Here is a 24066-nt window from a genome sequence, read left to right as displayed (position 1 = left end):
GTCCGAACGATATGATCAAAGAAGAACCTAACATACACGTTGGAGTTGTCGAACACGCGGCGGAAATCCGCGGAGTGCTCAACGGGTCGTTTGAACTTCCGACAACGATCCATCTCGAAGGCTCCTTCACAGCACGTTGCGTGGATCGTCGCATCGTCCTGTTCGATCACGAAGGGGTGGAGGTGATGAAAGGGAACGACATTGCGTTTCGTCCTCTTCGCAATGGCACGTTCACCCTGAACGGAGTGACGATCGGGATCAGTTTCCATTGGGAGCGAAAAGAGGATCAGACATTTGAAGGCTCGCTCCGGCTCCTCGCCGCGCCGGACGGAACGATCACAGCGATAAACGAACTCAGCGTCGAAGCATACCTGCGAAGTGTCATCTCGTCCGAGATGAGTGCTGAAGCCCCGCTGGAATTGCTGAAGGCACACGCAATCACTTCGCGGAGCTGGCTTGTCGCAATGCTTGATCGGCAGAAACGCGGCAAGAACGTCCATACTCCCGCGTTGCGTTCCAGGGAATCGGATTCGGAGCTTGTGCGCTGGTATGACCGTGAAGATCACACCGCGTTCGATGTCTGTGCTGACGACCACTGTCAGCGATACCAGGGCATCACCAAGATTATCTCGGCGCAAGCCAGGGAAGCCATCGATTCTACGCGCGGTTCGTTCCTCCTGCACGAAGACGAGATCTGCGATGCGCGCTACTACAAGGCGTGCGGCGGTTTGACGGAACTCTTCGAAAACGCGTGGGAAGATACGAGCGTGCCGTATCTCCAGTCTGTGTCGGACGGGGAGCGTCTATATCCCGCCGTTGTTACCGAGGACCAGGCGAGGGAGTGGATCCTGTCTTCACCCGACGCGTACTGCAACACGACGGACGGGGAAATCCTCAGGCAGATTTTGCCCTCCTTTGACCAGGAAACGACAGATTTTTTCCGGTGGAAGGTGGAGTACTCCCGCGAAGAGCTGGAACGCATCGTGGAAAAGAAGTCGGGCATCGACTTCGGGACAATCATGGACCTTGTTCCCCTTCGGCGGGGCCCTTCAGGCAGAATCATTCGGCTGAAGATTGTAGGGTCAAAAAGAAGTATTATCGTGGGGAAGGAACTTGAAATCCGGCGATGGTTGTCGAACAGCCATTTGTACAGTTCTGCGTTTGTCGCAGAGCTTGAGCGCGATGGCAGCGGCGTCCCATCCCGGATTGTGTTGCGGGGCGCCGGCTGGGGGCATGGCGTTGGTTTGTGCCAGATCGGAGCTTCTGTCATGGCCGCCCGCGGAAAGAAGGCAGAGGAAATTGTTCTTCATTATTTTCCCGGGGCCCGGCTTCAGAAGCTTTACTAGAACCTATCTCAAAAATGCTCACGCAAAGGCGCCAAGACAGCAAAGGTAAGATCTTGAGTTGAAAATTCTCTCCTTTGCGGCTTTGCGTGAAATTCTCATCTTACCGAGGTGTTTTTGAGATGGCTTCTAATACCGACCACTTCCCACGAATGACGGGTATGTCGGGAGCGAAGCACCCGACGGGCATGGAAAAGGAAACGTCTTCGTTGGATTATTGAGATGGCTTCCAATCAGTTTCAATAAAGAGAGACCGAAAATGGAACCGAGAAAGCCAAGTTACCGGCAGCCCTGGGCCTGGGTACCGAGCTTGTATTTCGCACAGGGGATACCCTACGTTGTCGTCATGACTGTCTCCGTCATCATGTACAAACGAATGGGGATCTCGAATACAGACATCGCCCTCTATACAAGCTGGCTCTACCTGCCCTGGGTCATCAAACCTCTCTGGAGTCCCCTCGTTGAAATTTTCAGAACGAAGCGTTTCTGGATCGTTACACTCCAGTTGATTATCGGCGCGGCCCTGGCTTCGGTTGCGCTCACGATTCCTCTCCCGGGATTTTTTCAGATAACGCTCGCGATTCTCTGGCTGATGGCCTTTTCTTCCGCTACGCACGACATCGCTGCAGACGGATTCTACATGCTGGGACTTGAGCAGCATCAGCAGGCAGCATTCTCCGGGGTGAGAAGTACCTTCTATCGCATTGCCATGATCACTGGCCAGGGGCTGTTGGTTGTCCTGGCGGGATCCATCGAGACATCCTCCAGTCTCCCAACCGGAAACGTTTCTGTGACAGTCCGGAGAGATGCATCGTTGCTCGCAAACGCCTTTCCCCTCGATTCCGCGTTTGTCCCGGAATCTCAGCCCAGGATTGTGAGCTTTCCTGAACAAGTAATCATGCGACTGGAGCCTCGACCGAGGAAAGAGATCGATTCCATCGTTGCGCTCGCTAAGGCGTGGAATATCAATCACGGATTCCGTCCCGCTGAGCAAAAACGATCGTCCTCCGACTCGACCTGGTGGGAACGGTCAGTGAGTGCGCCATTGGCATCGTTTGTACGGACCAATTTCGGCGAGCAATCAGGGCAACCTGTCTCATCATTGCTCAAAGGAAACATCGGTGTGATCTTCGTGAGAATGTCAAAGGCCCCCGACGCAGCAAAAGGACGGGCGGTGACCTTTGGAAGGATTTCGGGTGACAACAGTATCAAAGTGATCGAAGGCGAGCGCCTCCAGTTGACCGATGCGAACTGGACGACGCCGGCCCTCGTTGTCGTCCAGGCGGACGCAACGCTCAAAGAGGAATCTTCCGCAGTGTTCACTGCTACGTCCGGGGATATTTCCCTTGCGTGGTCGGTTACGTTTGGCGCCCTCGCTCTTCTGTTCAGCCTCTTCTTCCTGTATCACAAATTCTTCCTGCCGTATCCTGTGGCGGACGGAAATGTGGGGGCCGTGAGCTTCAAGAACTTCTTTGGGGAATTCGTCAAGATCTTTCAGTTGTATTTCAAACGCAAAAACATTCTCGTGATACTCGCCTTCCTTCTCTTGTACCGGTTCGCGGAGTCTCAACTGGTGAAACTGGTTACCCCGTTCCTGCTCGATCCTCGTGACAAGGGAGGGCTTGGATTGACCACCAGCGAAGTCGGCCTGACATACGGGACTGTGGGGATTGTGGCGTTGACCTTGGGCGGACTTTTGGGAGGCTATCTTGTATCGCGACAGGGGCTGAAATTCTGGCTCTGGCCCATGGTGTTCATCATCCATTTACCGGATCTTGCGTTTGTCTATCTCTCGCAGGTTCAACCAGAGAGCCGGATTTTCATCAATGCCGCGGTGGCAACGGAGCAGTTTGGCTACGGTTTCGGTTTTACAGCGTATATGCTCTATATGATCCTCGTTTCGGAAGGAAAGCACAAAACCGCCCATTACGCGATCTGCACAGGATTCATGGCGCTTGGGATGATGATCCCGGGCATGTTCAGCGGCTGGCTGCAAGAACTTGTCGGATACAAGCATTTCTTCATCTGGATAATGCTCTCGACGATTCCGGGATTCTTCGTCGCTTCGATGGTGAAAATCGATCCCAGCTTCGGCAGAAAAGCGGCACAGCCTCAATAAGTAGTTCTGGGCCTTGCAGCATCGTCGTGCAGATGACACTTCGTGGTGCGAAATCCGCTGTGAAAAACCCTTCTGCGGAAGTGAGCACCGTTAGCGGCAGTTGTGTGCTGTTCCTTGGGCTGGCCGATTCAACTACATTGATTCTCTGCACATTGCTTAGTATTTTTTCCATCATCGTGTGCTGGACTTTCCCTGAAAAACTCTATGCTTCTGACACAATCGCGAATGTGCGCTTTTCACAATCCGTCCAAATGGATTCTTCTACTCCTCCTCACGGGCGTGTTCTCAGGCATTTGCACCGCCCAACAGGTGTCCGGAGCCTCTTCGGCTGCTTCGACGGCGAAGGGGGGCAGTGAGTGGGTAGAATCCACTCTTCAGCACCTGACTCTCCAGGAAAAGGTCTCTCAGCTGATATTCCCGTCGATTCAGGGATCCTATTACGCCGAAGATGCGGGTGCGTGGCGTGAGCTCGAACGCCTTGTCGTCACCCGGAAGGTCGGCGGTTTGGTCCTGTCCATCGGCGATGTGTACGAGTATGCGGTACAAATGAACCGGATTCAGGAACTAGCCGACGTGCCGCTTCTTGTTGCCGGTGATTTCGAGTACGGGGTGGCCATGCGCGTTCCACGAGCCACCGCGTTCCCCAGGGCCATGGCAATTGGAGCGACCAGAAACGTTCGCTATGCATTTGATATCGCAAAAGCGACTGCCCTGGAAGGCCGGGCTCTGGGCGTTCAGCAAAACTACGCACCGACAATCGACGTCAACAACAATCCCCGGAATCCGGTCATCAATACGCGGTCGTTTGGTGACGATGTAACCCTGGTCAGCGACATGGGGGCTGCGTATGTCAAGGGGACGCAAGCCGGTGGAATGGTCTCGACCATCAAGCATTTCCCGGGTCACGGCGATACAGATATCGACACACACCTGGGGCTCGTGACGCTCAACCTCGACAAGAAACACTTCGAGACTGTCGAGCTCCCGCCGTTCAAGGCAGCGATTAGAAGCGGTGCAATGTCCGTCATGGTTGGGCATCTCGCTGCACCGGCGCTCGACACCGGAACGGGCATCCCTGCGACTGTTTCTCCAAGAATCACAACTGATTTGCTTCGCAATGAACTGCACTTCGACGGTCTCATCGTGACCGACGCGATGCGTATGCGTGCTGTCTCGGGCAAGTACGGTGCGGGAGAAGCGTCTGTCCTCGCACTCAAAGCGGGAACGGACGTCGTCCTTATGCCGGCGGACATCGATGTCGCGATCGACGCTGTCGTCGCCGCGGTGAGGCGTGGAGAAATCTCCGAACGCCGTATCGATGCATCGGTGCGGAAGCTCCTGAAGACAAAACAGTGGGCCGGGTTGGACCGGAATCGTTTCGTGGATATCCAGCAGGTCTCCGGCATCGTCGCCTCACGTGAACATGAAATACTCGCACGTGAAGTCGCCCGCAAGGCTGTCACCGTGCTGGGAAACAGGAAGGACATCCTCCCGTTGTCGCCGACGGACACGAGGAAGTTCCTTGACCTGGTTGTTTCCGATACAGAAGACCCACGTGACGGTCGCAATTTCCACTCTGAACTCCGCTCCCGCCGCAACAACATCGAATTCGCCAAAGTGGACCCGCGTAGCAATGAGATCGAATATGATGCTGTGCTTGAGAGCGCGAAAAGTGTCGACGTGATTCTCTGCCAGTTGCACCTGACCACGCGTTCTGGCGAGATGACCGGATTCGTCAGCAGCAAGCAGAAGGCCCTGCTCAGCCGTCTCGCGTCGCTGGGCAAACCGGTCATTGCGATCGCATTCGGGAATCCATACGTTATCATGGACTTTCCAAAAATCGATGCGTATGTGTGCGCCTATTCGAACTCCGACGTCATGCAGGATGCCGTCGCCGAAGTCGTGTTCGCGGAATCGCCCGCCGAGGGAAAGTTACCCGTTGCAATTCCGGGCTTGTACAAGTTCGGAGATGGTGTCGCATACCCTAAGATGAGGTTGCGGAGAGGCCTGCCCGAGGAGGCAGGGTTCTCGAGAGAAGGGCTTGAGAAAGTGGATGCCATTGTTGAACAGGCCATTCGGGATACAGCGTTCCCGGGAGCGGTTCTGGTCATTGCAAAGGACGGGATCATTGTTCATGAAAAAGCATACGGTGCGTATGACTACGACCCATATTCGAGGCGGGTTGACGTAAGCACCATCTTTGATCTGGCCTCGGTAACAAAAGTGATCTCGACGACGAGTGCCATGATGCGGCTCGTCGGCGAAGGGAAAATCAAACTCGACGATCCGGTCGTCAAGTACGTCCCGAAATTCGGCCAGAACGGAAAAGAACACATCACGGTCTACAATCTGCTCGTGCACAATTCCGGCCTCGTCGGATGGGGGAGATTCTTCGAGGTGTGGAAGACGCCTCAGAAGCTGCTCGACACGGTCTTCGCAGCGAAGCTGATGTACAAGACAGGCGATACGACGATCTACAGCGACCTCGGCCTCATCACAACCGGAAAGATTATCGAAAAAGTTGCGGGGACAACGCTCGACAGGTTCGTCGACTCCGTCTTCTTCAAGCCGCTCGGTATGTCGAGCACAATGTTCAATCCGCCCGAAAGACTGTGGAATCATGTCATGCCGACCGAAGTCGACAATTTCTGGCGCAAAACGGGCGTGGCAGTGCGCGGAACGGTGCACGATGAAAACGCCTGGGTGCTTGGGGGCGTTTCGGGACACGCGGGACTATTCTCCACCGCCCCAAATCTCGCTATTCTCCTTCAAATGGAATTGAACGGCGGGACCTATGGCGGCAAGAGGTATTTGAGAGAGGACATCATACGACAGTTCACCACCCGGCAGTCTGAAAAGAGCACACGCGGCATCGGCTGGGATATGAAGCCCGCGAGTCGATCGTGGGCGGGCACCCTTTTATCCACAAAAACGTTTTTGCACACGGGCTTCACGGGGACTTCTGTGGCGGCTGATCCAGAAAGAAATCTCGTTGTTGTGTTCCTGACGAATCGCGTCTACCCAACGAGAGACAGTCAAAAAATCAGTGCTGTCAGGCCCCAGGTCCATGATGCTGTCGTAAGGGCTTTGAGACAAGAATAACAATGAGACTATTCAACGAGAAGGAATCATAGTATGGCAATTTCAACGTTCAAGAACGAACCTCTGACCGATTTCACCAAGCCTGCAAACCGGAAGGCTATGGAACGAGCGCTCGCCAAAGTGAAGAAGATGCTCGGCAGGGAATACCCGATCGTCATCGGGGGCGAAGAGATCCAGACGGAAAACAAGTTTAACTCCACGAATCCGTCCCGCCCGGCGGAAGTGATCGGTACGTTCCAGAAAGCGGATGCTCGCCTGGCGGACAAGGCCGTCGAGACCGCCGCCGCGAAATTTGAAGAGTGGAAATGGGTCGAGCCGAAGAAGAGGGCCGACTATCTCTTCAAAGCAGCGAAGCTCATGCGGAAACGAAAGCACGAATTCAGCGCCGTGATGGTGTACGAAGTCGGAAAGACCTGGCCGGAAGCGGACGCTGACACGGCCGAGGCGATTGACTTCATGGATTTCTACGCACGAGAGATGATGCGTTTTGCGGGAAAACAGCCGCTGACGAAGATGCCGGGCGAGAAGAACGAACTCGTGTACATACCGCTCGGTGCAGGCGTGATCATCCCTCCGTGGAACTTCGCGCTGGCGATTCTCGCCGGTATGTCCTCTGCGGCAATCGTCACGGGAAATACGATCGTCCTGAAACCGTCAAGCGACTCACCGATGACCGGCTGGATGTACTTCGCACTGATGCGCGAGGTTGGTGTCCCGGCGGGGGTCATTAATTTTGTCACCGGGCCCGGGGGTTCCTTCGGTGATGCGATCGTTGCGCATCCGAAGACCCGGTTCGTGTCGTTTACAGGTTCCAAGGAAGTCGGGATCCACATCAACGAACTCGCGGCGAAAGTGCAGCCCGGTCAGAAATGGCTGAAGAGGGTCGTTGCCGAAATGGGGGGCAAAGACTCTATCGTTGTGGATGACCAGACGGACCTTGAAGCGGCAGCGCAGGCGTCCATCGCGTCTGCATTCGGTTTCCAGGGGCAAAAATGTTCTGCGGCGTCGCGCGCAATTGTCGTCGAGAAGGTGTACGACAAGTTCGTCGGGCTCGTGAAAGAGAAAGCTTCAAAGTTGAAGGTCGGACCCTCGGATGACCAGGGCAACTACATGGGGCCGGTGATCAACGAGAGTTCCAAGAGGAAGATCCTCGCATATATTGAGAAGGGGATTCAGGAAGGCGGGCGGCTGATTGCGGGCGGTGCGCAGGCTCCGGGAGATGGGTACTTTGTGCCGGCAACGGTGATCGCTGACGTCGGCCCGAAAGCCACGATTTCACAGGAAGAAATTTTCGGTCCCGTTCTGGCAATCATCAAGGCGAAGGATTTCGATCACGCCCTTGAGATTGCGAACAATACTGAATTCGGTCTGACCGGCGGCGTGTGGACGAAGAACCGGAAGAAGATAGAAAAGGCGAAGAAGGTCTTCCACGTCGGAAACTTCTACATCAATCGCAAGATCACGGGAGCCATGGTCGGCGTGCATCCGTTCGGTGGATTCAACATGTCGGGGACGGACTCGAAAGCTGGCGGCAGGGATTATTTGCTCCTGATGATGCAGGCCAAATCGATTGCAGAAAAAGTGAAATAGGAAACGCAGAGGCCGTCGCACGACCCTCGCCAAGAAAATGACGATGTCATCTCCGTCAGTCTTGAGCGGGTATCCAGGCAGTGTTGATCGCCGGCCGCAGGCAGGGTTTCCCGTTTAAACTTGAGTTCCGGTGACCAATGATTCCTAACGGAGCGGAGGGACCAATGGGCTCTTCTGAATATGTCAACTGCAGTTCGTGCAGCGAAGAGGTTACTGCCGACAGCGAGTTCTGCCCGCATTGTGGCGTTCTCTTTGACGGGGCGGCAGCGGAGAAATGTGACACACATCCGGCAACCCTCGCCAAGGGCATTTGCATCATCTGCCGAAAGCTCGTCTGCGGTGAGTGTGGAAAGGTAGTCTACGGGCGCAATGTTTGTCTTGACCATCAGACCGTCGAGGTCCAGCAGGATTGGGCACGGGCGTTCCAGTCAACCGACATCAACGAGAGCGAGCTTGTGAAGTCTCTGCTGGAGTCGAACGGGTTCAAAGTGCTCGTTCAGAACTTTATGACGATCGGAGGCGTTTGGGATGGCGGGGGAGATTCCTCGGTCTCACGCAGTAACCTCAACAAGCCGGCAAAAGTGTTTGTCCCAATCCCCGAATACCTCCGCGCGGAGGAAGCAATGAAGGAATGGAAATCGGGCGAAGCCGATGCCCGGGAACAAGTATCGGATACCAGTCAATAGAGACCAAGGAGAAGTCATGAAAATTCATGAGTACCAGGGGAAAGAGATCCTCAAGAAATTCGGCGTCCCGGTTCCTATCGGAAAGGTGGCTTTCACCGTTGAGGAGGCTGCCCGCGCTGCGGAGACGATTGGAGGACCGGTATGGGTCGTAAAGGCTCAAATTCATGCCGGCGGTCGCGGCAAAGGGGGCGGTGTCAAACTGGCCAGGAGTATTGATGAAGTGCGGGACCGCGCGTCGGAGATTCTCGGAATGCGGCTTGTGACCCATCAAACGGGTCCGGAAGGGCGAATCGTCAGGCGGCTGTTGATCGAACAGGGTATGAACATTGCCAGGGAAATGTATGTCGGCATTACGCTCGATCGCGGCAGGTCGCAAAACGTGGTTATGGTTTCGACGGAAGGGGGAGTTGAGATTGAAAAGGTCGCGGCCGAAACTCCGGAGAAAATACTCAAGGAGTATGTGTATCCGTCGCTCGGACTGCAGGCACACCAGGCGCGCCGATTGTGCTTTGGACTGGGTTTGACGGGCGATGCCTTCAAGAACGGAGTGAAGTTTCTTCTGGCTCTCTACAAGGCGTACGAATCTTCCGACGCATCGTTGGCAGAGATCAATCCCCTTGTCATCACAACGGAGGGGAGCGTCATCGCCCTCGACGCGAAAATGAGTTTCGATGACAATGCTTTGTACCGTCATCCGGAAATCGTTGCGATGCGCGATCTCGAAGAAGAAGACCCTCTTGAGATTGAAGCGTCAAAGTCGAATCTCAACTATATCAAGCTCGATGGCAATGTCGGCTGTATGGTCAACGGCGCCGGTCTTGCGATGGGGACCATGGACATCATCAAACTTGCAGGCGGCATGCCTGCGAATTTCCTTGATGTCGGTGGTGGCGCAAGTGCGGAGACTGTGGAAGCCGGCTTCCGCATCATTCTCAAGGATCCAAATGTGAAGGCAGTGCTGATCAACATCTTCGGCGGTATCGTCCGTTGCGATCGCGTCGCGAATGGCGTTGTGCAGGCTGCGAAGAACGTTCACGTGAGCGTTCCCATTGTTATCCGTCTGGCCGGCACAAATGCGGAACTCGCCGCGGACATCCTGAAGTCCTCGGGGCTGAGTTTCCTCGTCGCCGACACTCTGAAGGACGCTGCCGAAAAAGTGACAAAGGCGATAGCGGCGTGAGCAGTAACAAACTTCGTGATTCGGAACTCGTCAATCGCTAATCGTCAAAGAAGAAGTTGCGGGGTATCGGCCGTCGCCGCGCGAGGTCCGGATACTCTTCACAAAAATAGAGATTAGTTGGTTACACTCGTCTGACGATTTGCGCAGGTTGTCCGTCGAATCGGCAGAAGCCATGAGTTCGACGATCTGAAGTGATACTCGCGTTTCGCGCAACTCTTTGGTAACGATTTTGAGTTTGTGGATGAAGTCAGCTTTCGACTCCGCGTCTTGTGCCTCGCCATAGTTCAGAGCGGGAGATGTTCCGGAACGCACCAACTGGTTGGCGAGGTGATTCCCCGCTTTCGTGACCGGTAATGACTCGGCTATCGCAATTACGCGGACTGCGAATTGGATGAGCCGTGCTTCGAGATCGATGGCTCTTTGATTCATTTGCTGACCTCAGGCTAAAAGTTGACGGATAGAGTGTCTCTCCTCAAATGTAATGCAGGACAACTGTGACCGGAAGGGAAAATGATTGACACTCCGGAGGCAAGATGAAAATCAACATCCGATTAGCGAATTTCGATTGACGAATTGAGCCCCTGGAATCCCACATACGAGCCCGTCATCGGACTCGAAGTGCACGCTCAGATGCTGACGCACTCCAAAGCGTTTTGCAGCTGTTCGACCAATTTCGGCGCCGAGCCGAATTCGAACGTCTGTCCCGTGTGCCTCGGCATGCCTGGTGTTCTGCCGGTTTTAAACCGGAGCCATGTCGATTTCATCATTCGTATGGGGCTCGCAACGCGCTGTTCCATAGCTCCTCGCTCCATTTTTGCCCGCAAGAACTACTTCTATCCCGATCTCCCCAAGGGATACCAGATTTCTCAGTACGAAGAGCCTATTTGCTCGGGTGGTGTTGTCGAAATCGAGCTTGAGGACGGAGCGCGTAAGAGCATCGGACTCACGCGCATCCATATGGAGGAAGACGCAGGCAAATCCATCCATGATGTTGACGTGGACACGCTGGTCGACGTGAACCGATGCGGGGTCCCGCTTATCGAAATCGTGAGCGAGCCGGACATCCGATCCCCGCATGAAGCCTATCTCTATCTGATCAAGATCCGCCAGCTCGTGACGTACCTTGGCATCTGTGACGGCAATATGGAGGAGGGGAGCCTTCGCTGCGACGCAAACGTCTCGGTACGATTGAAGGGAGAGACAAAGCTCGGCACCAAAACCGAAGTGAAGAACATGAACTCGTTCCGCTTCGTGGAGAAGGCAGTGGAATTTGAGATCGGCAGACAAATTGAATTGATTGAAAGCGGCGAGAGAGTTGTGCAGGAGACACTTCTCTGGGATTCAGGGAAGGGGATTGCTGTCCCAATGCGCTCGAAAGAAGAAGCCCACGATTACAGGTATTTTCCTGACCCGGACCTTATCCCGGTTATTGTCACCAAAGAATGGATTGAGAACATGTCCGCTACACTTCCGGAAGATCCGACGGCGCGGCGGGATCGCTTCGTCGCAGACTACAAGATCCCGAAGTACGATGCTGATCTCCTGACGGCGGAAAAACCGCTGGCAGATTACTTCGAAGGGGTAATAACGAACCTGAAAACAAAGAACGAGGAAAACTACAAACTCGCCAGCAACTGGACGATGGGGGATGTCTTGCGGGTTGTGAACTCCGGGAATGTCCTCCTGGCAGAATTTCCCGTTACGCCCGCGCACCTCGCCGAGATGATCAACATGATTGTTGACGGTACGATCAGCGGCAAGATCGCGAAGGATGTCTTTGAAGAGATCTTGAAGACGAAGGAGTCGCCGCGGGTGATCGTCGAAAGGAAAGGGCTGCTGCAGGTGAGCGACACTGCCGCTCTCGAAGGTATCGTTGACCAGGTCCTTGTGACAAACGCCGGTCAGGTCGCTGAGTTCTTGGGCGGGAAGACGCAATTGTTCGGCTTCCTCGTCGGTGAATCGATGAAGGCGACAAAAGGAAAAGGGAATCCGAAAATTGTGAACGAACTCCTGAGGAAGAAACTGGAAGGGATGAAGAAGTAGGAGAGTGGAACGGGCCAAGAAGTGACCGGGAGATGTGTACGAGCAAAGTCGAGTTCACCCCCCTTCTCTGCTCCCCTCTCGCAACTCAAACTCCCTGTACGACAGGAGACTGAACCATCCGAAGCTCCACGTCCCAAACTCATGAATTGACGTCCCCTCTGTGGGCTGGATCGCAGGGAGGCGAGAGGGGATTCAGGGGTGTGTGTGCTTCTCTTTTTATTTGATGACCAAGTGAACAATACTCCATTACTCCACTAAACTGAGCCTCTTATGCGTACGAAGACTATCGCCGGCAACTGGAAAATGAATAAAGATGTTCCTCAGACTGAAGAACTCATTCTTGGGCTCAAGCAGTCATTGAGCTTTGATTTGAAAGGAGTGAAGGTGATCATCTGCCCGCCCTTCACGTCCCTCGAACTCGCTCATCGCCTGATCCAGGGATCACCGATGGAACTCGGTGCACAGAACATGTATCACGAGAACGAAGGTGCCTTCACTGGAGAAATTGCGCCGGGTATGTTGAAAACCGTCGGATGCACGTACGTCATCCTCGGACACTCTGAGCGAAGACAGTATTTTCAGGAGAGCGATGCCTTCATCAACAAAAAGGCAAAAAAGGCGATCGACTCCGGCCTGATTCCGATTATCTGCTTCGGTGAGACACTCGAGCAGAGAGAAAAAAACATCACGGCTCAGGTTGTCACTGCGCAGGTCCGCGGTGTGCTCGAGGGTATTCCGGCTGCTCAGGTTGAAAATCTCATCCTCGCATACGAACCTGTCTGGGCAATTGGCACAGGCAGAAATGCCACACCGCAACAGGCCGAGGAAGTTCACGCACTCATACGGAACTTGCTGTCAGAATTGTACTCGAAGTTGACTTCGGAAAAAGTCATCATCCAGTATGGTGGAAGTGTGAAGCCGGAGAATGCACCAGAGCTTCTCTGGCAGCCAAACGTGGATGGCGCGCTCGTTGGAGGTGCATGCTTGAAAGCTGATTCGTTCGCCGGCATTATCAAAGCTGCTGCGAGGTGAACGTCAGTGCTTCACCATACTGTTCCGTTTGAATCAGAAAACTCTTCAAGCGCAGAAGCGTGCTGTTCCGAATGAGTCCCCGAAACCTGGTGCCCCGAATCCAGCTACTCTGAGCTGAATCGGGCAGAATTTCACCTTGAACTCGTGGGAAAACCGGAAGTCCTGTTGCCGACGTATCTGTTCCACGTATTCTGTGGCCTGCTCTTCAATTGATGGCTGGAAAACGTTGAAATTCTAGCATTTAGGCATATTCCCAAATGTGCAAATGCGATGATTTTCGTTGATTTCCGGCCATTTTTGTATTATATTCTGGGCAATGTTTCACGGGTGCGCTCCACCATCCGTCCCGTCTTTTCCCCAATTGCTCTCATAAGAGAATTGACCAGAAAAACTCAAAGTTTTAAAGCGATTCTCCCCTTAGTCATCGCTTTTCTCTGCCTTTCTACAGGCACATCCGCGTTTAGCCAGGTCACCATTTACGAAAACGGTCAGCCGACCCTCGTTGGCTCGGACGCGAGTTTGCATGTAGACAATCAATCGAGGCGTAAAATCGACCTCGCAGGCGCCTGGACCTATTCCATTGACAACGAGAACTGGAATGAGGTGAGGATACCTGCTTCCTTCGACTACAAGGGGCGAATCACCCTCGTCAAGAAGTTCACGCTCGACCAAACTACCCTTGCATCCTCGGCCATACACCTCGTTGCGTTCGGGATCAATCACGATGCGGAGATCTATCTTAATGATGCCTTCGTGGGAAGGCACGTGGGAGGTTACACCACCGTCGACATCGACCTGCCTGAGAGCGCTTTGCAGCTGGGAAGCGAGAATGCCATCAAGATCGTCGTCAACAACAATCTCAGCGCGAGGTCCACGCTTCCGCTTAGGCAACAGATTTGGGGATGGCGTACCTACGGCGGAATCCTGCGCGATATTTATCTGCTCGTGACACCGAAATTGTGGATCGATCGCCTGAACATCCGCGCTGAACTCAACACGGAACTCACGCAGGGGACGTTGAAAGTCACGGGCGTCTTGAACAGCAAGCTGTCCGGCGCGTCCGATGATACCTTGAGCGCGCTTATCAGATCAGCACAGCCGAGTTTCGCGGTGGAAGTCGTCGACAAAGCGACGGGAGCCGTGGTTGGCCAATCGGTTCCGCAGTCGGTCAACGTTCCTCCGAACCGCGATTTCGAAGTGAGTGCTGTCGTATCCCTCAAGTCACCCAGGCCATGGAGCCCGGAGACGCCGGATCTGTACATCGTCCGCGCGAAATTGTTCTTGCAGCAGGGGAAACAGGCAAAACTGATTGATGAATTCGAACGCTCCACGGGGTTCCGGAGTTTTGTCCTTGACGATCGTGGATTCAACCTGAATGGAAAGCCGGTTATGTTGCGCGGGATAGTGTGGCACGAATCCGCACCGCGTGTTGGAGCATCGTTGTCGTATGAACAAATGGAAAAGGACGTCGCTCTCATCAAGACGCTGGGCGCGAATGCTGTCCGGTTCGCATTCCATCCACCGCACCCGTACGTCCTGAGCCTGTGTGACCGGTACGGTCTGATGGCGTTCGTCGAGATTCCGGCCTTGTGTGTCCCTGGAGAGATCCTTGGCCAGGAACAATTCAAGGTGCTCGCGGAATCAGCGATCGCCGAGGTCATCGATCGCGACCAGCATCGCCCATCGGTGGTTGCCTGGGGAATCGGTGACGGGTTCGATTCTGCGGACCCTCGCACCTGCGCATTTGTCGAGAGAGTCGCCGCCGCTGCGCGGAGGCTGGATAGCCGTCCGGTGTACTTCGGGTCGTCCGTGTTCGCCAGCGATCAGTGCTCGGGTAAGGTGGACATCGCTGCGGTGCGATTCAATGCAGATGCCCCGGGGTCCCTGAAGAGCTCTCTACTGACTTGGAAGGGGATACACTCCGGACGTCCGGTGGTTCTGCTCTCCTATGGAAAAACCGTCGAACCTGAGAACCGCAACGGCTGGAGTGATCCGATGTCTCAAGAGGCGCAGGCCGAGTACTTCAAGAAGGCCATCGCGACGATCAAGGAATCGGGAATCGCCGGCTCGTTCATCGATGCGTTCGCCGATTGGCGGGGGGATCGGCCGCTGATGGCGATTGGCTCCGGTGATCGTTACGTCCATCCCGTCGGACTTCTGAGCTCCTCCCGGGAGAAGCGGGCGTCGTTTGATATGGTGAAGCTCCTCTACAATGGCGAGAAGGTTGTTGCGCTTCCCATTGGCCGCTACCGTGCGTCATTCCCGGTCGCTCACATTGCGTGGGGCTTCATTGTCATCTTTGTGATTGCATACCTGTATCACTACAATCGAAGGTTCAACGAGACATTCAAGCGGTCCCTTATCCGCTCGTACAACTTCTATGCCGACCTGCGCGATGTGCATACGGTCTCTATTCCTCAAACGATCGCACTCGCCGCTGGTGTCGCAGTGACCCTGGGGGTCATCCTATCCGGCATCCTCTACAGGTACCGAACGGAGACGCTTGCAGATCAACTGCTGACCATGGTTGTGGTGTGGGATGGTTTGAAGGAGAAGCTGATCGGGGCGACGTGGCATCCGTTCACGGGAATCCTCATCTTCTCTCTCGTGCTGCTCGCGTGGTATCCGATTGCGGCGGCCTGCATCCGCGTATTCGCGTTCCTGGTCAAGCGAAAGGTCTATTGGTATCACGCCTTCGCCGTTGCAGTGTGGGGATCACTCCCGCTCGTCCTGCTCAGCCCTGTTGCGATGGCGTATTTCAAGCTGCTCCAGACCGACTTCAACGTCATTCCTGCATTCTCTCTCGTTGCTATATTCCTCATCTGGTCGTTCCTCAGAGTTCTGAAGGGGGTTTCAGTCATCTACGACATAACCCGGCTCAAAGCGTATACCGGCGGAATCCTCTTGGTTCTGGTGGTCCTCGGAGGAGTCTTTGTGTACTATGAGACGACATTTGCTCTCTCGGCGTATATCGAATTCTTCTTTCACATTGGCCGGAGCGTCAGTTAATGTACCTATCCAAACTTGAAGTCTTTGGATTCAAGTCCTTCGCCCAGAAGATCAATCTGTCTTTTGACTCGGGTCTGACGGCGATTGTCGGGCCGAACGGCTGCGGGAAAACCAATGTCGTGGACGCCATACGATGGGCTCTGGGGGAACAGAGACCGACGATGCTGCGAAGCGACAAGATGGAAGACGTCATTTTCAACGGCACGAAGAACCGGAAGCCTCTCAGCATTGCCGAAGTATCCCTCACGATCGAGAACACCAAAGGGATCCTTCCGTCGGAATACACTGAAGTGGTGGTTACCCGGCGCGTGTACCGCTCGGGAGAAAGCGAATACTATCTCAACAAGACCCTTTGCCGGCTGAAGGATATCCGCGACCTCTTTATGGACACCGGCATGGGCTCGGATGCGTACTCCGTCATCGAGCTCAAGATGGTTGAGACAATTCTGAGCGACAATGCAGACGAGCGTCGCAGGCTGTTTGAAGAGGCGGCAGGCGTCACGAAATACAAACACCGGAGAAAAGAAGCATACCGCAGGCTGGAAGCGGTGCAGCACGATCTCACGCGCGTGAGCGATATCGTGCGGGAAGTTCAGAAAGCGGTCAACTCCCTCGAACGGCAGGCGCACAAGGCGGAACGCTACAACGAGTACGCGAAGACCGTTCACACCCTCGAAACAAACCTCCTCGCGAGAGACTACGCAAGCGTCGTCACCAAGATCTCTCCGCTCCAGGAACAACTGAATAGGGCAGTCACCGAGAAGTCGAAGATTCACATCGAGCTCTCACAGGAAGAGACCCTTCTCGACGTCCTCCGAAGCGAAATGGATGAGCTGGAAGACCGGATGTCGGAGCTGCAGACGGCATTCTCCGAACAACAGGTGAAGGTCCACCAGTCCGAACAATCCATCGCGACTTCCAGCGAACGCCGCCGTTCGCTTGCCGTGAACATCGAACGGTATGAGAAGGAGAAAGTCCAGTTGCGCCAGCAGGAGGAAGAACTTGCGCGCAGACAGGATGAGCTAGCCCTGAAGCTCGGCGAAGTGCGCGGAAAATCGGCTGCGGCGGAAGAAACATACAGGTTGAAAAAAGAAGAACTCGACGGGTTCGAGCGGCAGCTGAACGAGAAGAAGGCGGAGATGAAGGCTTATCGCGAACGCGTCATGGCTCTTCTCCACGAGATGTCCGAGCTGAGGAACCGCGAGGGGCAGGTGCGAGCGAGGATGGAGAACCTGCGCGGCCGCATCGACTATACGGCTGAGGAAAATCAGCTTTCGCGAGAGGAAATTGCCAAGAACTCGGAGCTGGTTGTTCATCTCACTACAGAAGACCGTGAACTGCGCCGGAAGCATGCTGAGGCCGAGGTGCGCGTCCATCAGAAGGAAGAGCGCAAGATCGAGCTCCAAAAAGAACTCGAATCTCTCCGAAACCGCGACTTCGAGATGCGGAGCATCATCGACCGGAAGCAGGCGAAGATGGACTTCCTCAAAGGACTGGTCGAGAACTTCGACGGCTACTCTGAGGGAGCCCGTTACCTGATCACGAGCGGCGATTGGAAGTCGATTGTCCAGACAACTGTCGGTGAAGCAGCATCGGTTGATCCGCGTTATCGTATCGCGATCGAGTCCGCGCTGGGTGACGCCTCGGGCTATGTCATCGTCTCGAACATCGAGCATGCCTACGGCGCAATTGAGTACCTCAAGAAGAACCAGAAAGGAAAAGCGACATTTATCTGTCTGGATCGGCTCCCAAGGCTGATGGACCACCGGCCGTTGCACACCGATGAGGGTGTGATCGGTTGGGCGGGAGGGCTGATTCACACGGAGGACCGGTTCAGGGATGTGTATCGCGTCTTGCTGGATGACACGCTCATCGTCTCTGACGTCGAAGTTGCGCGACAGCTTGTCGGGAGGGAGAAGGGGATTCGGTGCGTGACGCTCGAAGGCGAGATCGTGACCAACAAGGGTGTGTTGCGCGGCGGCAGTGTTCGCCAGGATGAGGGGGGACACATTGGCGGGCGCTCCCAGCTTGAGGAAATGGGTGAAGAAATCCGTGGTCTTGAACAGCAGCGGGAACGATTGCTGAAGGAAGTCGAGAATACGAACGACGAGCTCGGCAGAATCGACGTGAAGCGGTTGACGGAAGAGGCAAAATCCCTCGAACAGGAAATGACCACCGTCGAAATCCGGATTGCCCAGCTCGAATTTGAGAAGAAACGCGCGGTGGAGATCATCGAGCGGAACAAGGTCGAAACACAGAAGCTGCAGCAGGAAATTGAGCTTCTCGGGAACGAGCTGAACTCTCTGGCGCCGTCCATCGAACGCCTCGAGCAGGACAAGACCGAGGCAGAGCGTCTCACGGGAGCCGCGGCAAGCGAGCTCGAAACGATGGAATCTCTCTGGAACGAATACAGCCGGATCGCAAATGAAGCCAACGTTGCCGTTCTCTCCCTGAAGGCCGAGGAACGAAGTGTTCAGCAGGATATCGACCACGCCGCGTCGACACTCCAATCGATAGCGGCGACATTCGACCAGCGCACAGCCGAAATTCTTGCCGCTCGTGAAGAAATAGAGCAACTGACGAATGAGATGGCGGAGACCGAAGACGCGCTGGCCGCATTCCGGGTGGAATTGACATCCCTGAGCGAGAAGAAGAAGGGGATGGAGAAAGAGGTTGCCACCAAGCGCGGTCAGGTGCACGAAATCGATCTGAAGCTGAAGGACGAGCGCCTGCGCCACGAGGGTTCTCTCAAGGCGGCGCACGATCTGGAGATCAAGATCCAGGAACTGACCATGAAGGCCGAGAATCTCAAGGTTCGGGCGAAAGAAGAATTCGATCTCGAGCTCGAGTTGCAGGCTTTTGAAGACAACGAGACGTTCGACTTCCATGTCGCCAGGGAAGAAGTACGAACCCTCAAAGAGAAAATCCGGGCCCTCGGCCCGGTGAACTTCGCTGCGTTTGATGAATACAAGAGCGAAAAAGAGCGTCTGGATTTTGTGAATGCCCAGCGGAAGGACCTGACCGAATCCGAGCAAACGCTCATGACGACGATCGAGGAGATCAACGCCACCGCGCAGCGTCAGTTCGTCGACACATTCACCAAGATCCGGGATAACTTCATCACCACGTTCAAGGGATTGTTTGACGAGGGCGATGAGTGCGACCTCCGGCTGGAAGAAGACGTCGATCCTCTCGAGGCGAAGATCGAAATCATTGCCAAGCCGCGTGGCAAGCGTCCGACATCGATCGACCTGTTATCTGGCGGCGAGAAAACTCTAACGGCGATCGCTCTGTTGTTCGCCATCTACCTCGTCAAGCCGAGTCCGTTCTGCATCCTCGACGAAGTTGATGCACCGCTCGATGACTCGAACATTGACCGCTTCACGCGCATCCTCCGCAAGTTTTCTGACAACACGCAGTTTATCGTGGTCACGCACAACAAGCGGACGATGGAAGCGACCAATGCAATGTACGGTGTGACGATGGAGGAGGAGGGAGTCTCCAAGCTTGTGTCCGTCCGATTCAACGAGACGGTTCCGAGCAGCTAGGAGACGGAGAAACGATGCTCAGAGTGTTTAGCGATTTCGACGGAACAATCGCGCTGGAAGATGTAGGGAGCCAGCTGTTTCGGAGATTTGCCGGATCGAAAGCGGATGAGATTGTTCTGCATCTGCTGGATGGGACGATTTCAGCGCGGGAATGCCTGACGCAGGAGTGTGGCGCCGTCGAGGACGCACCGCTTGGCGAACTGGAACAGTTCGTGAACCAGTTTTCGCTCGACCCCGCGTTTGAAGTATTTGTTGAGTTCTGCAGGCACCGGAATATACCTGTCGTAGTCCTGAGTGATGGTCTCGATTTTTACGTTGATCGCCTGTTGCGGAAGCACGGCCTGGGGGATCTGCCGTACTTTTCCAACCACCTCGACCTCGTGGATCACGGCGGGGTGACGAAACTGGTCCCCTCGTTTCCCCATACGGATGCCGAGTGCCTCACGTGCGGGAACTGCAAGCGCAATCATCTGCTTACGCTTTCGGGGGACGACGACATCATCGTGTATATCGGCGACGGTATCTCCGATCGGTGCCCCGTTCGGTTTGCTGATATTGTTTTTGCCAAGGGCAGATTGATTCGCTACTGCCAGGAACAGAATATCTCGTATCACGAATTCAACACCTTTGACGACGTCCGCCGTCGGCTTGAAACGATTCTCCAGCAGAAGCGGATCCGAAAACGACGGGAAGCTGAGATGGCGAGAAGAGACGTTTTCGCCCAGGGTTGACCGATGTTCGATGGTGCCCCGATCTTCCCGGCTGCGTCCTTCGGGCTTCGGCGGGCCGGCAGATCGGCGATGAATACATAAATGAGAGAAATGGTAGCCTCGACTTCGGCGGGCAGGTAGGTCGAGAAGATTGAATGTGTCCCCAAAGAATCTGAGAGGACGATCACGTTGTCAGACATACGTCAAACATTGTTCCAGTACCGAAGCTACACCCCCTTCCCATTTCTGTTTGCGATGGTGTTGTTCGCCCGCCCGACCGTAACCACGCTTGCAGTCGGTTGCGTCCTGACGCTTCTCGGCGAGTCGATACGGTTTTGGGGAGTCGCGTATGCGGGCAGTCTGACCCGCGTGACCGGCAGTGTTGGAGCTCCTGAGGTGGTGATCGCCGGACCGTACTCGTACGTCCGCAATCCGCTTTACATTGGTAATATCCTTATGTATGTCGGTGTGGGCGTTATGTCGGATGCCATCGCACCGTGGCTTGTCCTTACGGCGCTTGTATATTTCTCGGTTCAGTATTCCCTGATAGTCTCGCTTGAAGAAGAGTTCCTGGAAAAGGAATTTGCTGAAGGATACCTCGAGTTCAAGAAGAATGTCCCGCGGTTCCTGCCGCGCATCCGGCCCTATGTGCATCCTCGTCAGGAAGAGCAGAAACCAAGCTGGCAGGAAGCCGTGCGTTCGGAGCGGCGAACATTCCAAGCGATTGTGTTGGTCATGATCCTTCTTCTCTTGATCTGGACCTGGAGGTAGCGTGTGGTTCGGAGCGTGATGATCATAGCGGGAGAGGCGTCCGGAGACCTTCACGGATCTGGTGTTGTCAGGGAGCTCAGGAAGGCGAATCCCGGCATTGAGATTTTCGGTGTGGGCGGCGACCGGATGAAGCAGGAGGGAATGCGGCTCATCTATCATGTGAATGAACTCGGTTTCATGGGTTTTGCAGAGGTGATCAAGCATCTTCCCGTGATCCGTTCCATGAAGAAGGCTCTGGAAACGGTTCTTCGCCTCAAGAAGCCTGATGTAGTGTTATTGATCGATTATCCCGGATTCAACTTGCGATTCGCGAAATCTGCGAAACGAAGCGGGTCCAGAGTCGTCTATTATGTCAGCCCGCAGGTATGGGCATGGCATCGCTCCCGGGTAAAGAAGATGGTCGGGATTGTCGACAAGATGCTCGTGATCTTTCCGTTCGAGGTCGATTTCTACCACAAGGATGGAATCGATGCGGAGTTTGTCGGCCACCCGCTGCTTGAAGTTCTCAAGTCTGATCTCGACCGCGCGGAGTTTGGCAACAAGTACGAACTCGCGGACGGGAAGAAGGTACTTGCGCTGCTTCCCGGAAGCCGGAAACAGGAAATCGAAATGATCTTCCCGGAGATGCTCAAGGCCGCCCGCTCGATCGCCCGGGATGAAAACATGGAGATTGTTGTGGCAGTCGCGCCGACGCTTCAGGAGAATTACTTCCGGACCTTGTTCAATCTTGAGGGTGTTCGTCTTGTGAAGAATGCGTCGTACGACGTGATGCAGAATTCTGATTTTGCGCTTGTGACCTCGGGAACCGCCACACTCGAGACGGCATTGTTCGGAACTCCGATGGTCGTCGTGTACAAGACCTCATGGCCGACGTATCTCATCGGCCGGCTTCTGATACAGGTTCGGAACATCGGACTTGTGAACATCGTGGCCGGGAAACAAATCGTTCCGGAGTTTATTCAGGGCCGGGCACGTGCTTCAACGATTGAACGCGAAGTTCTGGCATTGTTGCGCAATTCGGATCAGCTCTCGGCGATGCGAAAGGATCTCTCGACTGTGCGGGGAAAGCTGGGTGAGATCGGCGCATCCTCACGGGTTGCGCAACGAATCCTGCAAATGGTTTGAGTGAATCCTATGCGGCCACTCTTGCTGCCATGTTCGTACCTCTTCGGCGTTGGCGTGGTCATTCGTAACTGGTTATTTGACATCGGGGTCTTGCGGAGTCAATCGGTCGGTGTTCCTGTCATCTCCGTCGGGAATCTGTCCGCAGGCGGCGTCGGGAAAACGCCGTTCGTCGAACTCCTGGTGAGAAAACTGACACACAAAGGCAGGAACGTCGCGGTGGTGAGCAGGGGATACAAGCGTGCGACGACAGGCACGGTGGTGGTTAGCAACGGAAGTGTTCGGTGTGCGGAAGCTTCTGATTCGGGAGACGAGCCGGCGCAGATGGCGTTGAAACTTGGCGGGACCGTCGTCATTGTGGACGAACAGCGGGTCCGGGGAGCGCAGTACGCAGTGGACAAGTTCGGTGTGACCGCGATCGTGCTCGACGATGGATTCCAGCACCGCTACATCAGGCGTGATGCGGACATCGTCATCATGTCTGCGGAGGAGGTCCATAACCCCGGATGGCTTTTGCCGGCCGGCAACCGGAGAGAACCTCTCGCGTCCCTGCGGCGCGCATCGCTGGTTGCTATCTCGCGATGCGAGAGCGTCCTGCACTACGAGGAAGCGCTCCGTTCTCTGAGACAATGGACCAACAAGCCGTCGATCGGACTTGCGACGAAAGTTTCGGCGTGCAGAAAAGCAAGCACGAGATTCAGTATCGATCTCGCAGGACTCAAGGGAAAGACAGTGCTGGCGTTTTCCGGTATCGGAAACCCGAAGTCGTTCCGGAAAACACTTGACGCCCTCGGGGTTCTCGTGAAAACACATGTTGAGTTCCCTGATCATCACCCGTACGATGGAAGTGAGCTCAAGAAACTGGAAGAGGAGGGGCGGGCCCTTGGTGTGGATTTTCTGATCACGACTGAGAAAGATGTCGCCCGGTTCGATATGAACAACGCGGCGCATACTGCTTTTCTTGAGCAGGCCGCCCTGTACTTCGTGGAGATCGAGCAGATTATTCTGCAAGGGGAGCCTGATCTGAACGGACTGCTTGAGAGATTCTAAGAGTACCAGTATATGAAAATCGGAATAACGGACACGTTGAAGCCAAACCTTGCTTTCTATTCAGATTGGCTCAAGAGCGTGAACCCGGGAATTGAATGTAGAGTGATGTCCCACGTGCGGAAGAATGTCGAAGAAGTGAATTCTGTCGACGGGCTTCTGCTCACGGGGGGCGGCGACGTAGACCCCAAGTACTATGGCATCGATGATGCGCTCGGCAAGTCGAAAGACGTGAGCAGCGCGCGCGATGAGTTTGAATTCAATGCCATCGAACTGGCCCTCGATCAGAATCTTCCCATCTTGGGAATCTGCCGGGGAATGCAGGTCATGAATGTGTATCTCGGTGGGACTCTCATTCTGGATCTTCCGTCGGCCGGATTTGAGAATCACGCCCGGGATAAGAGCTATTCTCCAGACCATCAGGTCCACGTCGATGGTCAGTCAGTCCTGCGGGACGTGGCACGCTGTGAGGTCCTCGACGTCAATTCGTCCCACCATCAGGCGGTTCATCGCCTCGGGAAAGGACTGATGGCGAACGCGGTGTCGCCGGACGGAACCATCGAGGGGGCAGAGTGGATTATCAAAGATCGTATGCCGTTTCTCATGCTCGTGCAATGGCATCCGGAACGAATGGAGCACACAGCCAACAGCCCCGCATCGAGGGCCCTGGCTGAGAGGTTCTTACAGGAAGTGCAACACATGATCACAACAAAACACTCGAATACTGCTTCACACCTAATCGAGAAATAAGTAAGAAGGAAAGA

General features: G+C 54.8%; 16 protein-coding genes. 15 read left to right on the top strand and 1 reads right to left on the bottom strand.

Annotation, left to right across the window (positions count from 1 at the left end; genetic code table 11):
* Positions 1 to 11 precede the first annotated feature (11 nt).
* The 6 genes from NTU47_09280 to sucC all read left to right on the top strand — a co-directional run bounded on the left by NTU47_09280 (position 12) and on the right by sucC (position 10020).
* The gene (locus tag NTU47_09280) at positions 12 to 1346 is read left to right on the top strand and encodes a SpoIID/LytB domain-containing protein (protein ID MCX6133989.1); all 1335 of its coding nucleotides are present in this window, start codon (positions 12 to 14) and stop codon (positions 1344 to 1346) included.
* Between the two features lie 256 nt (positions 1347 to 1602).
* Positions 1603 to 3462, top strand: a complete 1860-nt coding sequence (locus NTU47_09275; protein MCX6133988.1) for an MFS transporter — start codon at positions 1603 to 1605, stop codon at positions 3460 to 3462.
* A gap of 204 nt (positions 3463 to 3666) precedes the next feature.
* Positions 3667 to 6564 carry a serine hydrolase gene (locus tag NTU47_09270; GenBank protein ID MCX6133987.1) on the top strand — a complete coding sequence of 966 codons (2898 nt, stop codon included), beginning with the start codon at positions 3667 to 3669 and terminating at the stop codon, positions 6562 to 6564.
* A 33-nt stretch (positions 6565 to 6597) separates the two neighbouring features.
* Entirely contained in the window at positions 6598 to 8154 is a 1557-nt protein-coding gene (pruA, locus tag NTU47_09265; GenBank protein MCX6133986.1) for an L-glutamate gamma-semialdehyde dehydrogenase, read from the top strand.
* Positions 8155 to 8318: 164 nt separating this feature from the next.
* Complete coding sequence (locus NTU47_09260; GenBank protein ID MCX6133985.1) at positions 8319 to 8840, top strand: hypothetical protein; 522 nt, start codon at positions 8319 to 8321, stop codon at positions 8838 to 8840.
* A 16-nt stretch (positions 8841 to 8856) separates the two neighbouring features.
* Complete coding sequence (gene sucC / locus NTU47_09255) at positions 8857 to 10020, top strand: ADP-forming succinate--CoA ligase subunit beta (protein MCX6133984.1); 1164 nt, start codon at positions 8857 to 8859, stop codon at positions 10018 to 10020.
* Positions 10021 to 10050: 30 nt separating this feature from the next.
* Here the strand turns inward: sucC and NTU47_09250 are convergent, their stop codons facing one another.
* Positions 10051 to 10449, bottom strand: coding sequence for a four helix bundle protein (locus NTU47_09250; protein ID MCX6133983.1), 399 nt, complete (start codon positions 10447 to 10449; stop codon positions 10051 to 10053).
* Between the two features lie 144 nt (positions 10450 to 10593).
* Between NTU47_09250 and gatB the strand changes: the two genes are divergently transcribed.
* From gatB to NTU47_09205, 9 genes are all read left to right on the top strand, one after another.
* Positions 10594 to 12063, top strand: a complete 1470-nt coding sequence (gene gatB, locus NTU47_09245) for an Asp-tRNA(Asn)/Glu-tRNA(Gln) amidotransferase subunit GatB (GenBank protein ID MCX6133982.1) — start codon at positions 10594 to 10596, stop codon at positions 12061 to 12063.
* A 270-nt stretch (positions 12064 to 12333) separates the two neighbouring features.
* Complete coding sequence (gene tpiA, locus NTU47_09240) at positions 12334 to 13095, top strand: triose-phosphate isomerase (protein MCX6133981.1); 762 nt, start codon at positions 12334 to 12336, stop codon at positions 13093 to 13095.
* Positions 13096 to 13614: 519 nt separating this feature from the next.
* Positions 13615 to 16104: a hypothetical protein gene (locus NTU47_09235; protein MCX6133980.1), complete on the top strand. Its 2490-nt coding sequence runs from the start codon at positions 13615 to 13617 to the stop codon at positions 16102 to 16104.
* Positions 16104 to 19652, top strand: a complete 3549-nt coding sequence (gene smc / locus NTU47_09230) for a chromosome segregation protein SMC (protein MCX6133979.1) — start codon at positions 16104 to 16106, stop codon at positions 19650 to 19652. Before NTU47_09235 ends, smc begins: the two co-directional genes overlap by 1 nt.
* 14 nt (positions 19653 to 19666) lie before the next feature.
* Entirely contained in the window at positions 19667 to 20383 is a 717-nt protein-coding gene (locus NTU47_09225; GenBank protein ID MCX6133978.1) for an MtnX-like HAD-IB family phosphatase, read from the top strand.
* Positions 20384 to 20551: 168 nt separating this feature from the next.
* Complete coding sequence (locus tag NTU47_09220) at positions 20552 to 21133, top strand: isoprenylcysteine carboxylmethyltransferase family protein (GenBank protein MCX6133977.1); 582 nt, start codon at positions 20552 to 20554, stop codon at positions 21131 to 21133.
* A gap of 3 nt (positions 21134 to 21136) precedes the next feature.
* Positions 21137 to 22258: a lipid-A-disaccharide synthase gene (gene lpxB / locus NTU47_09215; GenBank protein ID MCX6133976.1), complete on the top strand. Its 1122-nt coding sequence runs from the start codon at positions 21137 to 21139 to the stop codon at positions 22256 to 22258.
* 9 nt (positions 22259 to 22267) lie between these two features.
* Complete coding sequence (lpxK, locus tag NTU47_09210) at positions 22268 to 23305, top strand: tetraacyldisaccharide 4'-kinase (protein ID MCX6133975.1); 1038 nt, start codon at positions 22268 to 22270, stop codon at positions 23303 to 23305.
* Positions 23306 to 23317: 12 nt separating this feature from the next.
* Positions 23318 to 24052 (top strand): gamma-glutamyl-gamma-aminobutyrate hydrolase family protein, encoded by a 735-nt coding sequence (locus NTU47_09205; protein ID MCX6133974.1) that lies wholly within the window; start codon positions 23318 to 23320, stop codon positions 24050 to 24052.
* The last annotated feature ends 14 nt before the right edge of the window (positions 24053 to 24066 follow it).

This window comes from Ignavibacteriales bacterium (assembly GCA_026390595.1).
In the GTDB taxonomy this organism is placed as follows: domain Bacteria; phylum Bacteroidota; class Ignavibacteria; order UBA10030; family UBA10030; genus UBA9647.
This window is presented reverse-complemented; position numbering and strand designations above follow the sequence as displayed.

Coding starts and splice junctions, on each gene's coding strand:
- lpxK (MCX6133975.1), top strand. CDS start 22,268: ATGCGGCCACTCTTGCTGCCATGTTCGTACCTCTTCGGCGTTGGCGTG.
- NTU47_09275 (MCX6133988.1), top strand. CDS start 1,603: ATGGAACCGAGAAAGCCAAGTTACCGGCAGCCCTGGGCCTGGGTACCG.
- NTU47_09225 (MCX6133978.1), top strand. CDS start 19,667: ATGCTCAGAGTGTTTAGCGATTTCGACGGAACAATCGCGCTGGAAGAT.
- NTU47_09270 (MCX6133987.1), top strand. CDS start 3,667: ATGCTTCTGACACAATCGCGAATGTGCGCTTTTCACAATCCGTCCAAA.
- tpiA (MCX6133981.1), top strand. CDS start 12,334: ATGCGTACGAAGACTATCGCCGGCAACTGGAAAATGAATAAAGATGTT.
- sucC (MCX6133984.1), top strand. CDS start 8,857: ATGAAAATTCATGAGTACCAGGGGAAAGAGATCCTCAAGAAATTCGGC.
- NTU47_09250 (MCX6133983.1), bottom strand. CDS start 10,449: ATGAATCAAAGAGCCATCGATCTCGAAGCACGGCTCATCCAATTCGCA.
- NTU47_09280 (MCX6133989.1), top strand. CDS start 12: ATGATCAAAGAAGAACCTAACATACACGTTGGAGTTGTCGAACACGCG.
- NTU47_09205 (MCX6133974.1), top strand. CDS start 23,318: ATGAAAATCGGAATAACGGACACGTTGAAGCCAAACCTTGCTTTCTAT.
- NTU47_09260 (MCX6133985.1), top strand. CDS start 8,319: ATGGGCTCTTCTGAATATGTCAACTGCAGTTCGTGCAGCGAAGAGGTT.
- smc (MCX6133979.1), top strand. CDS start 16,104: ATGTACCTATCCAAACTTGAAGTCTTTGGATTCAAGTCCTTCGCCCAG.
- pruA (MCX6133986.1), top strand. CDS start 6,598: ATGGCAATTTCAACGTTCAAGAACGAACCTCTGACCGATTTCACCAAG.